The organism is Deinococcus sonorensis KR-87, from assembly GCF_040256395.1.
In the GTDB taxonomy this organism is placed as follows: domain Bacteria; phylum Deinococcota; class Deinococci; order Deinococcales; family Deinococcaceae; genus Deinococcus; species Deinococcus sonorensis.
The window spans coordinates 79,430-97,030 of record NZ_CP158299.1 but is presented as its reverse complement, the minus strand read 5'-3'; the positions used below and the strand labels follow the sequence as shown (position 1 = coordinate 97,030).

At 69.6% G+C, this 17,601-nt stretch carries 20 protein-coding genes and 1 other RNA gene; 15 read left to right on the top strand and 6 right to left on the bottom strand.

The window, feature by feature from the left end:
- The first annotated feature begins 1 nt into the window (after position 1).
- Both ABOD76_RS05730 and ABOD76_RS05725 read left to right on the top strand, forming a co-directional pair.
- Complete coding sequence (locus ABOD76_RS05730; protein WP_350243840.1) at positions 2-754, top strand: endo alpha-1,4 polygalactosaminidase; 753 nt, start codon at positions 2-4, stop codon at positions 752-754.
- The gene (locus tag ABOD76_RS05725; protein WP_350243839.1) at positions 751-1,659 is read left to right on the top strand and encodes an MJ1477/TM1410 family putative glycoside hydrolase; all 909 of its coding nucleotides are present in this window, start codon (positions 751-753) and stop codon (positions 1,657-1,659) included. The genes ABOD76_RS05730 and ABOD76_RS05725 overlap by 4 nt, the downstream gene beginning before the upstream one ends.
- 60 nt (positions 1,660-1,719) lie before the next feature.
- On the opposite strand, the gene ald is transcribed toward ABOD76_RS05725, so the two are convergent.
- Positions 1,720-2,826 carry an alanine dehydrogenase gene (ald, locus tag ABOD76_RS05720; RefSeq protein WP_350243838.1) on the bottom strand — a complete coding sequence of 369 codons (1,107 nt, stop codon included), beginning with the start codon at positions 2,824-2,826 and terminating at the stop codon, positions 1,720-1,722.
- 143 nt (positions 2,827-2,969) lie between these two features.
- Here ald and ABOD76_RS05715 point away from each other — a divergent pair, with 143 nt between their 5' ends.
- On the top strand, positions 2,970-3,449 hold the full coding sequence (locus tag ABOD76_RS05715) for an Lrp/AsnC family transcriptional regulator (protein ID WP_350243837.1): 480 nt from the start codon (positions 2,970-2,972) through the stop codon (positions 3,447-3,449).
- 265 nt (positions 3,450-3,714) lie between these two features.
- On the opposite strand, the gene ABOD76_RS05710 is transcribed toward ABOD76_RS05715, so the two are convergent.
- Positions 3,715-4,587 carry an alpha/beta fold hydrolase gene (locus tag ABOD76_RS05710; RefSeq protein ID WP_350243836.1) on the bottom strand — a complete coding sequence of 291 codons (873 nt, stop codon included), beginning with the start codon at positions 4,585-4,587 and terminating at the stop codon, positions 3,715-3,717.
- 16 nt (positions 4,588-4,603) lie between these two features.
- Positions 4,604-5,539: a tRNA pseudouridine(55) synthase TruB gene (gene truB / locus ABOD76_RS05705; protein ID WP_350243835.1), complete on the bottom strand. Its 936-nt coding sequence runs from the start codon at positions 5,537-5,539 to the stop codon at positions 4,604-4,606.
- Between the two features lie 46 nt (positions 5,540-5,585).
- On the opposite strand from truB, the gene ABOD76_RS05700 reads away from it, so the two are divergent.
- From ABOD76_RS05700 to rnpB, 5 genes are all read left to right on the top strand, one after another.
- On the top strand, positions 5,586-5,933 hold the full coding sequence (locus tag ABOD76_RS05700) for a hypothetical protein (protein ID WP_350243834.1): 348 nt from the start codon (positions 5,586-5,588) through the stop codon (positions 5,931-5,933).
- Between the two features lie 3 nt (positions 5,934-5,936).
- Entirely contained in the window at positions 5,937-6,698 is a 762-nt protein-coding gene (locus tag ABOD76_RS05695; protein WP_350243833.1) for a pseudouridine synthase, read from the top strand.
- A 65-nt stretch (positions 6,699-6,763) separates the two neighbouring features.
- Positions 6,764-7,270, top strand: coding sequence for an AAA family ATPase (locus ABOD76_RS05690; protein WP_350243832.1), 507 nt, complete (start codon positions 6,764-6,766; stop codon positions 7,268-7,270).
- A gap of 249 nt (positions 7,271-7,519) precedes the next feature.
- On the top strand, positions 7,520-7,696 hold the full coding sequence (locus ABOD76_RS05685; protein WP_350243831.1) for a hypothetical protein: 177 nt from the start codon (positions 7,520-7,522) through the stop codon (positions 7,694-7,696).
- Between the two features lie 53 nt (positions 7,697-7,749).
- An RNA gene (gene rnpB, locus ABOD76_RS05680) (RNase P RNA component class A) lies at positions 7,750-8,165 on the top strand.
- A 39-nt stretch (positions 8,166-8,204) separates the two neighbouring features.
- Here the strand turns inward: rnpB and ABOD76_RS05675 are convergent.
- On the bottom strand, positions 8,205-8,573 hold the full coding sequence (locus ABOD76_RS05675; protein ID WP_350243830.1) for a DUF423 domain-containing protein: 369 nt from the start codon (positions 8,571-8,573) through the stop codon (positions 8,205-8,207).
- A 262-nt stretch (positions 8,574-8,835) separates the two neighbouring features.
- On the opposite strand from ABOD76_RS05675, the gene mraZ reads away from it, so the two are divergent.
- The 6 genes from mraZ to ABOD76_RS05645 all read left to right on the top strand — a co-directional run bounded on the left by mraZ (position 8,836) and on the right by ABOD76_RS05645 (position 14,121).
- Complete coding sequence (mraZ, locus tag ABOD76_RS05670) at positions 8,836-9,264, top strand: division/cell wall cluster transcriptional repressor MraZ (RefSeq protein WP_350243829.1); 429 nt, start codon at positions 8,836-8,838, stop codon at positions 9,262-9,264.
- A 26-nt stretch (positions 9,265-9,290) separates the two neighbouring features.
- Positions 9,291-10,172 carry a 16S rRNA (cytosine(1402)-N(4))-methyltransferase RsmH gene (gene rsmH / locus ABOD76_RS05665; RefSeq protein ID WP_350243828.1) on the top strand — a complete coding sequence of 294 codons (882 nt, stop codon included), beginning with the start codon at positions 9,291-9,293 and terminating at the stop codon, positions 10,170-10,172.
- Entirely contained in the window at positions 10,169-10,801 is a 633-nt protein-coding gene (locus tag ABOD76_RS05660; RefSeq protein WP_350243827.1) for a cell division protein FtsL, read from the top strand. Before rsmH ends, ABOD76_RS05660 begins: the two co-directional genes overlap by 4 nt.
- Entirely contained in the window at positions 10,686-11,855 is a 1,170-nt protein-coding gene (locus ABOD76_RS05655; protein ID WP_350245325.1) for a peptidoglycan D,D-transpeptidase FtsI family protein, read from the top strand. The genes ABOD76_RS05660 and ABOD76_RS05655 overlap by 116 nt, the downstream gene beginning before the upstream one ends.
- Before the next feature lie 475 nt (positions 11,856-12,330).
- The gene (locus ABOD76_RS05650) at positions 12,331-12,864 is read left to right on the top strand and encodes a hypothetical protein (RefSeq protein WP_350243826.1); all 534 of its coding nucleotides are present in this window, start codon (positions 12,331-12,333) and stop codon (positions 12,862-12,864) included.
- Between the two features lie 114 nt (positions 12,865-12,978).
- A complete protein-coding gene (locus ABOD76_RS05645) occupies positions 12,979-14,121 on the top strand; it encodes an ABC transporter permease (RefSeq protein WP_350245323.1) in 1,143 nt (380 codons plus the stop codon).
- 112 nt (positions 14,122-14,233) lie between these two features.
- Here the strand turns inward: ABOD76_RS05645 and ABOD76_RS05640 are convergent, their stop codons facing one another.
- Positions 14,234-15,247: an HD-GYP domain-containing protein gene (locus ABOD76_RS05640; RefSeq protein WP_350243825.1), complete on the bottom strand. Its 1,014-nt coding sequence runs from the start codon at positions 15,245-15,247 to the stop codon at positions 14,234-14,236.
- A 224-nt stretch (positions 15,248-15,471) separates the two neighbouring features.
- Positions 15,472-15,621, bottom strand: coding sequence for a hypothetical protein (locus ABOD76_RS05635; RefSeq protein ID WP_350243824.1), 150 nt, complete (start codon positions 15,619-15,621; stop codon positions 15,472-15,474).
- Between the two features lie 34 nt (positions 15,622-15,655).
- On the opposite strand from ABOD76_RS05635, the gene ABOD76_RS05630 reads away from it, so the two are divergent.
- Positions 15,656-17,566 (top strand): SARP family transcriptional regulator, encoded by a 1,911-nt coding sequence (locus ABOD76_RS05630; RefSeq protein ID WP_350243823.1) that lies wholly within the window; start codon positions 15,656-15,658, stop codon positions 17,564-17,566.
- Positions 17,567-17,601 lie beyond the last annotated feature (35 nt).

Sequence of the window (17,601 nt, the reverse complement as noted above, 5' to 3'; positions counted from 1 at the left end):
GATGCCGCGCCCCCGCGCCACATCGCTGGAGCAGGTGCGTTCGCTGTGGGTGTATTACGGGGCCGGTCATGAAGCGCAGCTGCGCGGCCACGACCTGCTGATCGTGCAGGCCCCGCTGTACGGGCCGGCGGGAGTGGGGCGGCTGCGCTCCGGCGGGGCACTGGTACTCGGCTACCTGAGCGTGGGGGAGGACCACCGGCCGGCCGGCAGCGAGGTGTACCATCGCCGGGTCAATCCGCTGTGGGGCAGCTCGCTGGTGGAGGTGGCGCATCCCGCCTGGCAGCAGCACGTGCAGCAGCAGGCACGGTACGCGCTCCAGGAGTGCGGCTGCGACGGCCTGCTGCTCGATACCCTGGACAGCGGCGAGCCGGCCACCACCGCGCGGCTGGTGCAGGAGTTGCGGCGAACGTTCCCGCAGGCGCTGCTGCTGGCCAACCGGGGCTTCGGGCTGCTGGAGCGGCTGCGCCCGTCGCTGAACGGGGTGCTGTTCGAGGCGTTCTCCACCACCTGGGAGAACGGCTGTAAGGCCCACACGGCCAGCGGCCTGCACTACACCGCCCGCGAGCTGGCGCGGGTGCGGCAGCTGGGGCTCCCGGTGCTGGCAATCGACTACGCGCCGCCGGGCCAGCAGCACGGGCCGCTGGCCAGTTTTGCCCGCCGCCGTGCCGAGGCGTACGGGCTGGTCGGCTGTGTCAGTACCCGCAGCCTGGACTCGCTGCCGGAGCCGGGCGGGGCGTATAAAGGAGCATCATGACTGCTCCCTCCCGCCGGCTGCTCTCCGGCCTGCTCGCCGCGGCGCTGATGGGTTGTCAGGTCCAGCCGGAGGGGGCGGAGGCCGGCACCACGCCGGGCTCCGTCCGCAGCACGCGGGCGGCGGCGCTTCAGGAACTGGCCGTGGTCCAGAGCTGGAGCATCCAGCTCACCAACTACACGGCGGGCCTGAAGGAGGTGGGCGCCTCCAAGGCGGGGCTGGTGGTGGTGGAGCCGGAGGGCGACGGGGAGCGCTGGACGCCGGCTGAGGTGGCGGCGGCCGCGCAGGGCCGGCTGCTGTTCGGCTACCTGAGCGTGGGGCAGGCGGAGAACTACCGCAGCTACTGGCAGAGTGGCTGGCGGCCCGGCACCCCGGCGTGGCTGCAGACCGAGGACCCGGACTGGCCCGGCGACTACCGGGTGGCGTACTGGGACCCGGCCTGGCAGGCGATCATGCTGCGGCAGCTGGACGCGCTGCAGGACCAGGGTTTCGAGGGGGTGTTCCTGGACCTGGTGGACGCGTACGAGCTGTTTCCGCAGCGGGCCACGGCCCGGCAGGACATGGCCCGCTGGGTCTGCACGCTGGCCGAGCATGCCCGCCGCCGCAACCCGGGCTTCCTGCTGATGACCCAGAACGCCATGGACATCATCGAGGAGCCCGGCTACGCCGCCTGTGTGGACGCCACCAACCAGGAGGAGACCTACTACTACGCCACCGACGTGCCGGTGGACCAGCAGCGCTACCGCGACCTGATGCACTGGGACCCGGTCTGGCGCGCCCTGGGCAAGCCCACCTTCACGCTGGAGTACGCGACGCAGCCGGCGCATGTGGAACGGGCGTACGCCCAGGCGCGGGCGGACCGGCTGATTCCGTACGTGACGGTGCGGGCGCTGGACCGGCTGCCGTAGGGGAGGGCAAGACAGAGGGGGCCGGACAATTTGTCCGGCCCCCTCTGTCTGGTGCGGCGCTTACGCCAGCACACCCTCACTGCTGACATGGTCCATGCCGAAGGCCTCGGCCACGCCCCGGTAGGTCAGCTTGCCCTGGTGGGTGTTGAGGCCCAGGCTCAGGGCGCGGCTGCTGCGAATGGCGTCCAGGCCGCGGTCGGCCAGCTGCAGCGCATAGGGCAGCGTCTGGTTGGTGAGCGCGAAGGTGCTGGTGCGCGGCACCGCCCCCGGCATGTTCGCCACGCCGTAGTGGATCACGCCGTCCACGATGTAGGTGGGGTCGTCGTGGGTGGTGGCGTGGATGGTCTCCACGCAGCCGCCCTGGTCCACCGCCACGTCCACGATCACGCTGCCCTCCTGCATCAGCGGCAGCATGTCGCGCGTCACCAGATGCGGGGCCTTGGCGCCGGGAATCAGCACCGCCCCGATCAGCAGGTCCGCTTCCGGCAGCAGCGCGCGGATGTTGGCCTCGCTGCTCATCATGGTGGTCAGCTTGCCGAAGAACACGTCGTCCAGGTAGGTCAGGCGGCGGTGCGACACGTCCAGCACCGTGACCTTGGCGCCCAGCCCCATCGCCATCTTGGCCGCGTTGGTGCCCACCACGCCGCCGCCCACGATCACCACGTGGCCCGCTTGCACGCCCGGTACGCCGCCCAGCAGCACGCCGCGCCCACCCACCGGCTTCTGCAGGTGGTACGCGCCGGCCTGCACGCTCAGCCGCCCGGCCACCTCGCTCATCGGGGAGAGCAGCGGCAGCGAGCCGTCCTGCTCCTGCACCGTCTCGTACGCCACGGCAGTGGTGCCGCTCTTCAGCAGCGCGTCGGTGAGTGCGCGGTCGGCGGCGAGGTGCAGGTAGGTGAAGAGCAGCAGTCCGTCACGCAGGAACCCGTACTCGGAGGCAATCGGTTCCTTGACCTTCACCACCATGTCGGCGGCCCAGGCGTCCTGGGCGCTGCCGAGGGTGGCGCCCGCCTGCACGTACTCGCTGTCCTGGATGCCGCTGCCCACCCCGGCGCCCTGCTCCACCGTGACCCGGTGGCCACGCCGCACCAGCGTGCCCACGCCGCCGGGCGTCAGCGCCACCCGATTCTCCTTGACCTTGATTTCCTTCGGCAGTCCGATATGCATGATGCTCTCCCTGGTGAAGCGATTTGAGGTGATGGTCTGCTGTCCATGTTACTCAGCTGCCGCGTTTTTCGATTGCGTTTGATGCCCTCTTTGAAGCGATGTGTGCAACGGTGTTGCTCAGGACAGGTAGAATCTGACTGGAAATGTCAAAAGCCGAACTGGACGAGATTGACCGCCGTATCCTGGGCATCCTGCAGCGCGACGCCCGCATCCCCAACACCGAACTGGCCGACGAGGTGGGCCTGACCCCGGCCCCCACCCTGCGCCGGGTGCGGCGGCTGGAGGAGGAGGGGGTCATCCGGCGCTACGTGGCGCTGCTGGACCCCAAGCGGGTGGGCCGGGACCTGACGGTGTTCGTGGACGTGAGCCTGGACAAGCAGACCAAGCCGGGCTTCGAGACCTTCGCCGAGCAGATGCGCCGCCGCCCGGAAGTGCTGGAGTGCTACCTGGCGCTGGGCGAGAGCGACTTCGTGCTGAAGGTCTGCGTGCCGGACCTGGACGCCTACCAGCGGTTTCTGGTGGACGTGCTGGCGGCCATCCCGGGGGTCCGCAACACCAGCAGCACCATCGTGGTGCGGCAGGAGAAGTACACCACCAGCCTGCCGGTGGATGACCCCGCCTGAGGGTGGAAAGCAGGAGTTGATCCTGCCGGCCCCCGGCACTGGAGTGGGCAACTCCTGGGTGGGGGAGAGGACGAACAGGCGGCCCTGCGGGAGCCGGCGCCGCTGTGGGCGCGCGGACGGCCAACTGCAGGCATTGGGATTGTGCGGCACTGGTCCGGCCGCTGAGTTCGAAATGCAGTATTCCTGGTCAGGCCCTGACGCTTTCCGGTTTACACCTGCGGCTGGTGTGGGAGAGCGAATCGGTCCCACTTTCCGCCGTTCCGCCTCAGCCGAGCTGGGTCTTCAGGAAGTCGCGTACCACGTTCAGGTAGTCCTGCGGCTGCTCCACGAAGGGCATGTGGCCGCTCTGTTCGAAGATGTGCAGCTGGGCTCCGGGAATGCCGGCGGCGGTGGCTTCGGCCGCTTCCGGCACGCAGGTGCGGTCGTGACGGCCCGCCAGCACCAGGGTAGGAGAGCGCACCGCGCTCAGTCGGTCTTCCACGTCCAGCCCGCCGTAGCCGCTCTCGGCCATCACGCGCAGCACCTCAGGGCTGTAGCGGGTACCGGAGGTGCGCTCCTCGTACGCCGGAATGCGCGGGTCCTGCGGGTCCGCGAAGTGCCACGGCATCTGGTCGTGCATCAGCTGGGCAAACGCCGCCTCGGTCTGCACGCCTGCCTCGTCCGCCCACGAGCGGCGGACCTGTTCGCGCAGGTGCAGCGGCTCAAAGGTCTCCAGCCGGGCCGGCACGTCCTCCAGCCAGCGGGCCGCCGGGACCCCGCAGCTCACGACCGTGGCCGAGGACGCGCCGGGAAACGCCACCGCGTGCTGCAGCGCCACGAACGCCCCGAAGCTGTGGCCCAGCACGGCGTACCGCTGCGCCCCCAGCGCCGCCGCCACGGCGCTCACGTCGGCGGCCATCTGCGGCAGGGTCCAGGTCTCCGGGGCGGCGTCGCGGGCGCTGAGCCCCTGGGCGCGCAGATCCAGCAGCACCAGCCGCACCGTGTCGGTCAGCGGGTCCAGGTCGTCGGCGAACTCGTGGTGATCCAGGCCCGGGCCGCCGTGCAGCACGATCAGGGGCGGCAGATGCGCCTCGCCGCGCACCTCCGCGTACAGGCGGGTATCGCCCACATCCAGCATCCGGCCAGCGGGTTCGCTCATGCGGCCAGTATGGCGCTCAGGCCCAGGCACGCACCACCCGCAAGTGCTGCCCGTCGCCGTCCGCCACCGCCACCAACTGCCCCTGCAGCGTGACCACGAAGCGGCCCGCCTCTGGCCAGACGGGCCGCTTGCCCTGCCGCAGCTGCACGGCCAGCTCCGGTGTGGCCTCCAGCCGCGGCAGCTGCAGCGCCGAGAGGTCGTCCTGCGGTGTGGCTTCGGCCAGCTGGTCCAGCGGGCTGGCCTGCTCCAGGCCGAAGCGGCCAGCCCGGGTCCGTATCAGCCCCGAGAGGTGCGCCGGCACGCCCAGCTGCGCGCCCACATCGCGGGCCAGCGAGCGCAGGTAGGTGCCGCTGCCGACCCGCGCCCACACCAGCAGGGTGGGGTGCTCGCCCAGGGCCGGCGGCAGGGTGAACGTCTGCCCGCGCTCGGCAGGGGTCCAGCGGCCCGCCTCGTCCGGCGCGAAGGTCCGGGGCGCGTCCTGGACCTTCGGGTACTGGCCCAGCAGCCGCAGCTCATGGATGTGGATGTCGCGGGCCGGCAGGTCGAGTTGGCCACCCGCCCGAGCCGCCGCGTAGGCCCGCTGACCGTTGACCTGAATGGCGCTGTATTGCGGCGGCACCTGCTGCTGAGGCCCCAGAAACTGGTCCAGGGTGCGTTGCACCATCTCCGGCGTCAGCGGCGGCACCGCTTCCTCCCGGTCCAGCGGGCCCTCGGCGTCCAGCGTCGGGGTGCCGGCGCCCAGGCTGATGTAGGCCAGATAGTCCTTGCTGTCGCGCTCCATGAACTGCACCAGTTTGGTGCTGTCGTCCACGCACAGCACAAGCACGCCGGTCGCCAGGGGGTCCAGCGTCCCGGTGTGGCCCACCCGCCGGGTGCCGAGCAGGCGGCGGGCGCGGGCCACCACGTCGTGGGAGGTCAGGTGCAGCGGCTTGTCGGTGACGTACACGGGCATCTGTCCAGGGTAGCCTGCCCCGGAGGCGGGCGGTACACTGCGGGACGTGCTGAGCGCCGTGTTTGTTGTGAATGCCCTGCTGTTTCTGCCGCTGGGACTGCTTCTGTACTTCCTGCCCGGCAGCCTGCTGGCCGTGAATCCGCTGTGGCTGCTGCGGGTGGCCGCGGCGCTGGTCGCCGCCTGGGGGGTGCAGCTGCTGGCCGGAGCGTGGCGGCCCAGCGCTCAGGCGGTGACCGGGCTGGCGGCCGGCAACCTGCTGCTGGTGGCCACCCTGATTCCGGCGGCGTTGCGGACCGGCATGGGCGGCGCGTTGCAGGCGGGCGTGCTGGGCCTGAGCGGTGTGCTGCTGCTGCTGGCGGTGCTGGCGCTGCTGCTGCCCGGACGGAGGGGCTAGCCGATGGACGCGGAGCGCGAACGGCTGCAGAAGCGTCTGGCGCGCAGCGGGGTGGCCTCGCGCCGCGCCGCCGAGGCGCTGATCGAGGCTGGGCGCGTTACGGTCAATGGGGTGGTGGCCACGCTGGGCCAGTCGGTGGACCCCGCCGATGAAGTCCGGGTGGACGGCGAGCCGGTGGGTGAGCACGTGCAGCACGTCACCTACGCGCTCTACAAGCCGCGCGGCGTGCTGACCACCGCCGCGGACGAGCGTGGGCGGCCCACCGTGCTCGACGGCCTGCCGCCCACCCCGGGCCTGCATCCGGTGGGCCGCCTCGACCGCGACTCGGAGGGACTGCTGCTGCTCACCACCGACGGCGACCTGACGCTGCGCCTCACCCACCCGCGCTTCGGCCACGAGAAGGTGTACCGCGCCTGGGTGGAGGGTGGCGTGCCGGACGAGCGGACGCTGGATCAGCTGGAAGACGGGGTGGAACTTGAAGACGGCGTGACCAGTCCGGCGCAGGTGCAGCGGGCCGGGCGCGGCCTGTACGTCACGCTGACCGAGGGGCGCAACCGGCAGGTGCGCCGGATGCTGGACGCGGTGGGTCACCCGGTCACCCGGCTGGTGCGGGTGCGCATCGGGGGCCTGTGGCTGGAGGGGCTGGAGAGTGGCCAGTATCGCGAGCTGGACAGCCGTGACCTGCATGACCTACTCAACCCCCGGCTGGTGCCGGATCACGTCTGGGAGCGAAAGGCCCGCCTGACCCGCGAACGCTGGGGCTGAGTGGAGAGGAGCCGGCGGAGGCACGGAAGAGGTACTTGAAAGATACTTGCCTGCTCAAAATCAATATGAACACAGGAACGGTCCATCTGATCTACGGCCCACAGGGCGCTGGAAAATCGACCCTCGCGGCCCAGCTCGCGCGCGAACACGGCGCGGTTTCCTTTTCCATCGACGAGTGGATGAAGCGGCTGTACCTGCCGGACCTGACGCCGGCCACCAGCCTGGAGTGGGTGCTGGAGCGGACCCGCCGCTGCGAGGGGCTGATCTGGTCGGTCTGCCTGCAGGTACTGCCGCACGGCACCGATGTGGTGCTGGACCTCGGCCCGCTGCGGCGTGAGGACCGGCAGCGTCTGCGCGCCCTCGCCCAGACTGCGGGTGTGGCGGTGCAGGCCCACTTCGTGGACGCCCAGCTGGACGAGCGGCGAAGGCGGGTGTTCGGCAGAAATCAGCAGCAGGGCGAGAACTCCGCCTTCGCGGTGAGCCCGGAGATGTTCGCGCTGATGGAGGGCCAGTTCGGGCTCGTCGGGCGGCTCGAACTGGCCCTGTCCCGGCCCGCGCAGGCCGCCAGCTGAGCCCTCAGGAACTGCCCGACGGCCCGAAGCCCGGCGCCCCGCTGACCGGCTGCCTGGACCTGGCCCGCGCTGAAGCGTCCCTGAGCCGCCGCTTTAACCACCGTCTGGGCAGCCTGCATGGCCTGAGATTCGCGGATTTTGCCGTGCTGCTGCACCTCGGTCAGGCGCCCCAGGGACGCCTGCGCCGGGTAGAACTGGCGGGGCATCTGGGGCTCACCGCGTCCGGCATCACCCGCTATCGGGCTGGTGGTGCGCCAGAGTGACCCCCGGGACGCCCGGGCCGGGTACGCCGCCCTGACGCCCGCCGGCCAGGAACTGCTGGGCCACGCGCTGACCTCGGCGCAGGGCATCGCGGGCGAGATTATTCAGGACCTCTCGCCGGACGAGGTGACGGTGCTGGCCCGGGTGCTGGCCCGCCTGAACTGAGCCGGAGCGGCGGACAGGCCCGGCCCGCAGCAACCACTGCTATACTGCCGCCTGCGGGAAGGAACACGGTCGCGCACCCTTCAAGGGTGTGAGGAAAGTCCGGGCACCGCAGGGCAGGATGCCAGCTAACGGCTGGGCGGCGAGCAAACGCTGAGCGGCAGGCCCGCTGCTCAGGACGGCGCGAAGCCGACGGACAGTGCCACAGAAACCAGACCGCCACGCCGCACGTTCCGGGGCCATACGGAGCGGCGTGGTCAGGGTGAAACGGTGCGGTAAGAGCGCACCAGGCCCCGCGGAGACGCGGGGCGCTGGTAAACCCCATCCGGTGCAAGACCCGACAGTGGAGGAGGGCGGCCCGCCCGATGATTCCCAGGATGGTCGCTTGAGGCGTCTGGCGACAGGCGTCCCAGAGAGATGACCGTGACCGCGCAAGCGGACACAGAACCCGGCTTACTCCCTTCCCGCACCAGCAGAGCAGCGGTCCCCGAGCAGAGGGGACCGCTGCTGTTTACTGACGCGGACGGGCGTCCAATGCGGCCAGTCCCCAGCCGATCAACTGCAGCACCCCGCCGATGGGGGTGATGGCTCCCAGCCACTTCACGCCGCTGAGGCTCAGCAGGTACAGGCTCCCGCTGAACACCACCGTGCCGGCCAGCAGAAACAGGGGCGCGCGGCGCTGGTTAGGCAGTGCGCCCAGCGCCAGCAGGCCCAGTCCGTGGTACATCTGGTAGCGCACGCCCGTTTCGAAGGTGGCCAGCAGGTCCGGGGTCAGGACCGTTTTCAGGCCGTGGGCGCCGAAGGCCCCCAGGGCCACGCCGATGCCGGCCAACACGGCGCCGTAGAGGGCGGTGGGCGGTGGAGCAGAGGTGCGGGTCATGGCCGCAGTGTAGAGGCGCCTGCCCGGACGGAGGTCCCTGACGGTGGGCCCGCGAACCGGAGTGAGCAGGGTGCCGGGGTATCCGCGTGGGGAAAAGGGGAACACTTTCCCGCGTTTCGGGGGGAAATGTGGGAAACAGTGGTAAAACGTGGAAACGGGTGTTACACTTCGCGCATCGGCGCAGCACCGTGTCCAGGCGACTTTTCTGGCAGCAGATCGGCCACTTGGGGTGGGTGCCGGTGGGAAACCGTAGAGGAGCGTCTTGCCGTTTGGTGAATATCCGTACTCGATCGATGACAAGGGCCGGGTGGTGGTGCCGCCCGCGTTCCGTGAATTTGTGGAAGACGGCATGATCCTGACGCGCGGCATGGAAGGCTGCCTGTACATCTTTCCGCTGGCGGCCTGGAAGCGGGTGGAGGAGCAGCTGGAAACGCTCCCGCTCACCGATCCGGGCAGCCGCGCCTTCGTCCGCTTCTTCTACAGCGGCGCTAGCAAGAGCCGGCTCGACAACCAGAGCCGCGTTTCGGTGCCGCAGCCGCTGCGGACGTTCGCCGACCTGAACACCGAGGTGGTGGTGGCCGGCGCCCCCGGGCGCCTGGAACTGTGGAACCCAGCCCGCTGGGACGCCGCCATTCAGGCCGTGCAGGACGACCCGCCCCGCCCCGATCTGCTGGCCAACTTCATCGCCTGACTCTTGTGACTTCCGGGACCCCATCCATGACCCAGCCCCCCACCCTCACCCATCTGCCGGTCCTCGCTCAGGAGGTGCTGGAGGCCCTGAATCCCGGCCCCGGCAAGCTCTACGTGGACGGCACGCTGGGCGGGGGCGGCCACACCCGGCTGCTTCTGAAGAGCGGCGCGCGCGTGATCGGCATTGACCAGGACCCCTACGCGCTCAGCCGCGTGGAGGCCGGCGAACTGGAAGACCTGCAACTGGTGCAGGGCAACTACCGCGACATGGAGGAGCTGCTCGCTCCGCTGGGCGTGACGCAGGTGGACGGGGTGCTGCTGGACATCGGCGTGTCCAGCTTCCAGCTGGACGACAGCCAGCGCGGCTTCTCCTACCACACCGAGGCGCCGCTGGACATGCGGATGAGCCAGAGTGGCGACAGCGCGGCCGACGTGGTGAACACGCTCAGCGACGAGGAGCTGGCGGCCATCATTTACGAGTACGGCGAGGAGCGGCATTCGCGGCGCATCGCGCGGGCGATCGTGGCGGCCCGCGACCGTGCCCCGATCCGCACCACCACTGAACTGGCCGAGCTGATCAAGCGGGCGTATCCCGGCGGGCACGCGCGCGGCATCCATCCGGCCCGGCGCACCTTCCAGGCGCTGCGAATTCACGTCAACGACGAGCTGGGGGCGCTGCGGGACGGCCTGGAGGCGGCCCACCGGCTGCTGGCACCCGGAGGCCGGCTGGCGGTCATCAGCTTTCACAGCCTGGAAGACCGCATCGTGAAGCGCTGGATGAAGGGGCAGCCGGACCTGGAGCCGCTCAGCAAGCGCCCGCTGACCGCCACGCCCGAGGAAGAGGAGCGCAACCCGCGCTCGCGCAGCGCCAAGCTGCGCGCCGCCGAGAAACGGCCGGTGCAGCCATGACCGCGCAGCTCTCGGCCAGCACCTGGCGGGCGCGGGCGCTGCGCTACATCCTGATTTATCTGCTGCTGGCCTGCGCCCTGGTCACGCTGCGGTTTCAGACCCGCGACACCTACCAGCAGCTGCGCGACATCCGGCAGGAGCGCACCGATCTGCAGCGCCAGCGCGACGAGCTGAGCGTGGAGGTGCAGGGCCTGACCAGCGAACAACGCGTACGCGACTGGGCGCTGGCCAACGGCATGCAGACGTACGCCCAGGCCCCCAAATCGGTGCAGGTGCTGCCGTCGGTCCCGCTTCCCGCCGATCTTCCCCCCCACCCCCCCACCCCGCTCCGCTTGAGGTCACCACCCGATGGAAATGAAAATCCGTGCCCGCTCCAGGTTCATGCAGGTCCTCGCGCTGCTGGCGTTCAGCATGCTGGTCTGGGCCTATGCTCAGCTGGAATGGGGTCTGCCGCAGGGGGTCCGGCGCGCGGTGCTGCAGGTGCGCGGCAGCATCGTGACCGAGGGGGGCGCGGTGCTGGCCCGCTCGGTGGGCGACCGGCGGGTGTACCCGAACGGCGCGCTGGCCGGGCAGCTGCTGGGCATGATGGGCACCGAGCGGGGCCTGGAGGGGCTGGAGAACGCCTATGATGCCCAGCTCTCGGCCGGGCAGAACGTCACGCTGACGATTGATCCGGCGATTCAGGCGGCGGCCGAGGATGAGCTGAAGAAGGGTGTGCTGGCCCACGACGCCGAGTACGCCTCGCTGGTGGCACTGGACGTGCGGACCGGCAAGGTGCTGGCGGCCGCCAGCTACCCGCCCTTCGATCCGAACCACTGGCGCGACTACAACGACGCGGCCCGGCGCAACCGGCCCTTCTTGGACCGCTTCGAGCCGGGGTCCACCATCAAGGGGCTGGTGGTGGCGGCTGCGCTGCAGGAAGGCCTGACCAGCCCTGGCACCCTCTACGACACCCCGATGTCGCGGCGCGTGGGCGGGCGGTTCGGGTCCACCATTCACGACGCGGTGCCGCACCCCAAGGCCCTGACCACCCAGCAGGTCCTGCGCTACAGCAGCAACGTGGGCATGTCGCATGTGGTGGAGCATTTTCCCAATGAGCGCCTGCGCCGCTACCTCACCAGCTACGGCTTCGGTCAGGATGTGGAGCTGACCGGCCTGCCGAGCGCCAGCGGCACGCTGCAGCCGCTGCGCCGCTGGGATGATCTGGTGCGCACCACCAACGCCTTCGGTCAGGGCATGAGCAGCACCACCCTGCAGCTGGCCGCGGCCTACAACGCGCTGGCCAACGACGGGCTGTACGTCTCGCCGCAGCTGGTGGTGGGTGAGCCGCAGGGGGAACGGCGCGAGGTGATCAGCCCTCAGACCGCCCGCACCATCCGCACGCTGCTGCACAACGTGATTCGTGACGGCATTCCCACCCAGGCGGGCATCAAGGGCTTTGATCTGGCCGGCAAGACTGGCACCGCCCAGGTGGTGATTGATGGCCGGTACAGCAGCAGCATCTACGACAGCACCTTTGCCGGCTTCTTCCCGGCTGACCGGCCGCGCATCACGCTGGCCGTGATGGTTCACGGCGCCAAGGAGAATTACCACGGTTCGATGCTGGCGGCTCCCATCTACCGCGATGTGGCGGCGGCGGTGCTGTCCAAGTGGGCCGCTCTGCCCAGCCCTGAACATGAATAAAATGTGAGAATGAATGGCTACGCGCCTGCCTCTGCCGTGTTGGCAATGGGGGGAAAGGCCAAGCCGCCATTTTGAAACGTGATCTAGCCCACCGGAAGGTGGGCTTTCGCGTCTGAATTTGACCCTGAACCAGCCTATTCTAAGGACTTCCCCGAAAAGAAAATGAGTACATGGATGAGATGATTAGAACACTTCTCATTTAAAAAACACTGTTCTGCTGGACAGAAACTGGCAAGAATGAACTTTTTCACACGTTGATTTGGCCTGAAGTTATGAGTCGTTTCGGGCACATATCAAATTTGATGCTCATGCGTCGTCCATAAGCTCTGGGAAGTCGCAGTCCTGGTGATCTGCCGGGATCTGCAAGTTGAATTGAGCACCTCTGTATTGACGGTGTACCGCTCGGGCTGGCCCGTTCCGCTGGGCGGCCCCGAAGGAGTCTGACATGGTATCGAAGCACCTCATTGGAGCAGGCATGGGTCTGATCCTGGGCGCGGCCACACTGGCTTCTGCAACACCTGCCCTCCCCAGCGCCAGCGTGGCGCTTCAAGCTATTCAGACCGCCCTCGCACCGGTGAAGGCTGCATCCACCCCGGTCGCGGCTCCCGTCACCTCAGCCCAGTCGGCCGCCGCCGCACGCGCTGCCGGCATCCAGCTGGCCCAGGGCAGCGCCCGCAGCACCGGTCGGTCGGCCGTGGTGCGGTCCACCGCCTACAACAGCACGCCCGGTCAGACCGACAACTCGCCGTACATCACCGCCACCGGCACGCGCGTGCGGTTTGGGACGGTGGCGCTGAGCCGCGACCTGCTGCGCCGCTTTCCTTACGGCAGCAAGATCACCATCGAGGACCTGAGTGGCCGCTACAACGCGCTGCTCAAGGGCCGGATCTTTGTGGTCGAAGACACCATGCACCCGCGCATGGTCAACACGGTCGACGTCTGGATGGGCACCCGCAGCGAGGCGCTGCAATGGGGCACCCGCAACATCCGCATCACCGCCGTGAACTGAACGGAGGCCGCTGGACCGTGGCCCCCTGCGGGCCATTTTTTGATCCGGCTGCTATGCTCGCTGAACGTGGCTCCCTCGTCTTCGTCCGCCGCCCGGCTTCCCACCCTCAGCGGCATGCTCAGCCGGGCACACCTGCGCCGCCGCCGCACCCAGAACCTGATCACGGTGCTGGGGATCGCGGTGGGCGTGATGGTGCTGATCGCCGCCCTGAGCCTCACCAACGGCTTCTCGCGTTCCCTGATTGACGCCACCCTGCGCGCCAGTCCGCACCTGAGCCTCACCCGCTTTGTTCCGGCGCCGCGCGACACCGCGCTGGAACAGGCGCTGGCCAATGACCCACGGGTGCTGGCCTTCACCCCCTTCCTGGCCGACAAGGGGCTGCTTACCCGGCCGGCCAGCAGTGGGCGCAGCGCCGGGGTGGACTTTGCCACGCTCTTCGGCCTGACGCCGGACGCGGCGCGAGTGCTGCAGCTCCGGCCGGAAGAATCAGCCGTTCTGCGCACCCTCGGCCCCGGCGAAGTGATGCTGGGCAGCAGCCTGGCCCAGAGCGTCGGCGCCTTCACCGGCGACACGGTGCGGCTGCTCAACAGCCAGCAGCGCCGCGCCGAACTGAAGGTGCGCGGCCTCTTCAGCACCGGCAACTACCTGATCGACTCGGCCTACGCCTTTACCAGCCTCGGCACCCTGCAGCAGATCCGGCAGACCCAGACCATCACCGGCTACCAGATGCGGCTGCACGACCCGGCACTGGCCCCACAGGTGGGCCGGGGGCTGACCGAGCGGCGCAGCTACACGCCGCTGCCGTGGCAGAGCCTGTACGGCACCCTGCTGCAACAGCTGGACCTGCAGAAACGCGTGATCGGCTTCGTGGTGTTCCTGATCGTGGTGGTGGCGGCCTTCGGCATCGCCAACGTGCTGACGCTGACGGTCTTTGAAAAGACCCAGGAGATCGCCATTCTGCGGGCCATCGGGGCCACACGCGGCGATATCACCCGGCTGTTCGTGACCGAGGGCCTGCTGCTGGGGCTGGCCGGGCTGCTGCTGGGCGACTTGCTGGGGCTGGGCATCAGCGCCTACTTCACCGTGCGCCCGTTCCAGATTCCCGGGGACCTGTACTTCATCAGCGCCCTGCCGGTGGAGGTGCGCCCGCTGGACGTGCTGTGGGTGAACGTGGTGGGGCTGGCTACCACGCTGCTGGCGGCCCTGGTACCGGCCCGCCGCGCCGCCAACATTGAACCGGCCCGCATTATCCGCTGAGGAGGGCTGAGTGCAGCCGTTCCAGCAGAGCCCGCCCCGGGGCCGACGTCCGGGGTGTCCGTCTCACACTTCAGAAAAGCCGGCGCTGTGCGGGCGGGTTGCCGCTGCCGGGTCAGCCAGCCGGCTGGTCCAGCTGGTCCCGGAGACTTTCAAAATGCAGCACGTCCAGCACGAACACCCGCACCAGCCACGGGTCGAACTGCCGGCCTGCCCCCTGCACCAGATGCTCGGCCGCCTGCTGGTAGCTCCAGGCGGGCTTGTAGGAGCGCACGCTGGTCAAGGCGTCAAACACGTCCGCGATGGCCACCACCCGGGCGGTCAGCGGAATGGTGTCGGCGCTCAGGCCGGCCGGGTAGCCCTGGCCGTCATAGCGCTCGTGATGGTGCAGGATCGCCTCGCGCACCGGGAGCGGCAGGAAGGTCAGCTCCTCCACCAGCTGCGCGCCCCAGCTCGGATGGTGCAGCAGCACCTCGAACTCGGTGGGGGTGAGCGGTCCCTGCTTCCACAGGATCTCGGCCGGCACCCGCGACTTGCCCACGTCGTGCAGCGACGCGCCCCAGCGCACCCAGCGCACCTCCTCGGCCGACAGTCCGGCTGCCTCGGCCAGCCGGATGGCGTAGCGGCTCATGCGCTGCACGTGCGCGCCGTGGACCGCGTCCAGGCTGGCGCCCAGGCAGGACAGCGCCTCGTCCAGCGCCTCCTGCGCCTGCTGCTCGCGCACCGACGCCTCATAGGCCGCGCGGGCCGACAGCGTGTGCTGTTCTAGATGCCCGGCGATCTGTCGGCCCTGCCGCTGCCAGACCACCCGTACCCGCCGCGCTCCGCTCACGCCGGTCAGGATCGCCTCGTCACAGTGGCCGCTGACCGTGAAGAGCCCCTCCGGAAAGAGGGTGTTGGGCAGCCGCAGCCAGCTGCTGAGCGGCTGTCCCACCGCGTCGGCCGGCGCAATGCCGGTCACCTGCTGCCACGCTCCGCCCACCCGGCGCACCACGCCCGTGTCGTCCAGCAGGAACAGCGCCGACGGCTGAAGCGCCAGCAGCGGGTCCTGGCCCAGCGGTGTACGGTCCAGGTCTCGCTGCTGGGTGGTCAGCGTGGCGGGCACCACCGGGTCGTTGGATTGGGACAAGGGAAGGGAACTCCTTTAACAGACGGTCAGAGGGTTAAGTATAGGTGAGTCAGTTGGGGCCGCAGATGAGGATCAAATGTGCGGGCGCGGGGGCCAGGGCGGTGAACAGCAGCCGGTCCACCTTGGCTTCCAGCAGCCGGTCGGCTGGGGTTGGGCGCGCCGCTTCAGGGCTGGGGGTGCCCCCTGGAGCGCCGGCCCGCTGGGGAGCAGGCTCCGGTGCCATCTCAGTTGGTGCCGATGGAGAAGCCGCTGCCCACGCCCTGGGTGGTCTGGGTGGTGCCGGGCGTGACGCTGCTGGCCGTGGCGCCCGCCTGGACCAGCGTGAACGCACTCATGAGGGCCAGGACCGAGATCAGCTTACGAAGGCGTGTCATGCGACCACTCTACGATCACGGTTGTGATGCTACGGTGAACGTCGTGGAGGGCGATTTCGAGACGTTGTACCGGGCCGGCGCCTACCACGAGGCGATGGCCGCCCTTCCTGCGGTCCCGGACCGGGCCGACGCGCGTCAGCAGGCGGTGCTGGGCATTTCACTGCTGCGGACCGGCGCCATCGCCCTGGCCGAGGAGCCGCTGCAGCTGGCCATCCTGCTGGGCGATCTGGAGGCCTCGGTGGAGTACGGCAACCTGCTGCGGGCGCAGGGGCGGCTGCGCGAGGCGGACGAACATTTGCGGGCGGTGCTGCCACAGCTGTCAGGCGAGCTGCTGATGCGCGGCTCCCGCTGGCTGGGCACGGTGCAGTATCAGCTGGGACAGGCCCGCAGCGCCCAGCAGCTGCTGGACCGGGCGCGGCGTGGCTACCTGCTGCTGGGCGACGACCTGGGGGCCGCCAAGATCGGCCAGACCATCGCCGCCATTCAGTTCGACGACGGTCAGCTGCGCAAGTCCCGGCAGTCGTTGGAGCAGGCCATCGACGTGTTCCGCCGGCACCAGGCGCGGCCATTGCTGCTGACCGCGCTACGAAATCTGGCGCTGATCCTGTTCCAGCACAAGGACTACGGCCGCGTGAAGCAGGTGGTGGAGGAGCTGGAGACGCTGTCGGGGCCGGATGACCTGAGCGGGCAGATCTATGTGTCGGTGGCCCGCTCGATGCTCTACAGCGTGGGCGAGATCGAGCGCGAGGAGTATGTGCGGCTGGTGCAGCGGGTGATGGTGAATGCCGAGCAGCTGGGCGACTACGAGCACCTGATCTGGGCGATGGTGAAGCGCGCCGAGCTGCTGCTGCAGGCCGGGCAGCTGTCGGAGGCGATGCGCCTGCTGTATCAGGCGCCCGTGGACGAACACGGCCAGTTTCCGCCCACCTTGCGGGTGGTGCGCGCCATGATCAACCGCCGGATGGGCAACCTGGGCGAGGCGGTGGAAGAGCTGCAGGCGGTGGTGGCGGACCTGGAGGTGGCGGGTAACCTGGCCGAGCTGGCCCGCGTGCGGTTGCAGCTGGCCTACGCGCTGCACCTGAACGCGCAGGCGGAGGCGGCGGCGGCGGTGCTGAAGGACGCGCTGCAGGGGCTGCTGCGCAGCACGGTGCAGGCATCCATGCGTGCCGAGCTGGAGGAAATGTCCGAGCTGCTGCACTACGCCGCGCTGGAGCCGAGCCTCGCCCCGTACCTCACGCCGGTGATGGACAGCCTGGCCGGAGTGCTGAGCGGCGAGCAGGCGGACCACGAACCGGGCGAGCAGGTCCGGCTGCACCTGCACACCCTGGGCCGCATCAGCGTGCTGCGCGGCGGGGATGAGCTGCGCGCCCCCACCCGCTGGAGCGTGCCGCTGCTGGTGTATCTGGCGCTGCACCCGGGCCGCACCGTGACCGAGATCGGTCTGGACCTGTGGCCCGACAGCGAGCCGGGCCGGGCCAGCCAGAGCCTGCGCAAGACCATCCAGCTGCTGCGCGAGGTGCTGGGCCAGGACGCCGTCGTGCGCGAGGGGCCGCGCAACGTCTCGCGCTACCGGCTGGGGCCGGGGCTGAACATCGACCTGGACCTGACCCGCTTCCTGCAGGCGGTGCGCCAGGGTGAGATCGCGCGGGCGCTGTCGCTGTACCGCGGCGAATTCCTGCCGGGGCTGGATGACAGCGAGTGGGTGCGCCAGCAGCGTGAGGAGGCGCGGCTGGCCCTGACCTACGAGCTGCGCCACCAGCTGCAGACGCTGCACGCGGCGCACCAGTGGCGGCGGCTGATCCTGCTGGCCAACCAGTATCTGCGGGTGGACCCCTACGATCTGGAAGTGCATGAGCTGCGGGTAGAGGCGGCCCGGCGGGTGGGCACCGCCCCGGAGCTGGCCCGCTACGTGGCGGCCATGAACGCCAGCGGCCTGGACAGCTGAAGCGCTGAAGGCCCGCCACTGCCTACACCACTGCC

Bases quoted from the DNA above. Each gene is read 5' to 3' on its own strand.
- ABOD76_RS05730 (WP_350243840.1), top strand. From the start codon at position 2: ATGCCGCGCCCCCGCGCCACATCGCTGGAGCAGGTGCGTTCGCTGTGG.
- ABOD76_RS05725 (WP_350243839.1), top strand. From the start codon at position 751: ATGACTGCTCCCTCCCGCCGGCTGCTCTCCGGCCTGCTCGCCGCGGCG.
- ald (WP_350243838.1), bottom strand. From the start codon at position 2,826: ATGCATATCGGACTGCCGAAGGAAATCAAGGTCAAGGAGAATCGGGTG.
- ABOD76_RS05715 (WP_350243837.1), top strand. From the start codon at position 2,970: ATGTCAAAAGCCGAACTGGACGAGATTGACCGCCGTATCCTGGGCATC.
- ABOD76_RS05710 (WP_350243836.1), bottom strand. From the start codon at position 4,587: ATGAGCGAACCCGCTGGCCGGATGCTGGATGTGGGCGATACCCGCCTG.
- truB (WP_350243835.1), bottom strand. From the start codon at position 5,539: ATGCCCGTGTACGTCACCGACAAGCCGCTGCACCTGACCTCCCACGAC.
- ABOD76_RS05695 (WP_350243833.1), top strand. From the start codon at position 5,937: ATGGACGCGGAGCGCGAACGGCTGCAGAAGCGTCTGGCGCGCAGCGGG.
- ABOD76_RS05690 (WP_350243832.1), top strand. From the start codon at position 6,764: ATGAACACAGGAACGGTCCATCTGATCTACGGCCCACAGGGCGCTGGA.
- ABOD76_RS05675 (WP_350243830.1), bottom strand. From the start codon at position 8,573: ATGACCCGCACCTCTGCTCCACCGCCCACCGCCCTCTACGGCGCCGTG.
- rsmH (WP_350243828.1), top strand. From the start codon at position 9,291: ATGACCCAGCCCCCCACCCTCACCCATCTGCCGGTCCTCGCTCAGGAG.
- ABOD76_RS05660 (WP_350243827.1), top strand. From the start codon at position 10,169: ATGACCGCGCAGCTCTCGGCCAGCACCTGGCGGGCGCGGGCGCTGCGC.
- ABOD76_RS05650 (WP_350243826.1), top strand. From the start codon at position 12,331: ATGGGTCTGATCCTGGGCGCGGCCACACTGGCTTCTGCAACACCTGCC.
- ABOD76_RS05645 (WP_350245323.1), top strand. From the start codon at position 12,979: ATGCTCAGCCGGGCACACCTGCGCCGCCGCCGCACCCAGAACCTGATC.
- ABOD76_RS05635 (WP_350243824.1), bottom strand. From the start codon at position 15,621: ATGACACGCCTTCGTAAGCTGATCTCGGTCCTGGCCCTCATGAGTGCG.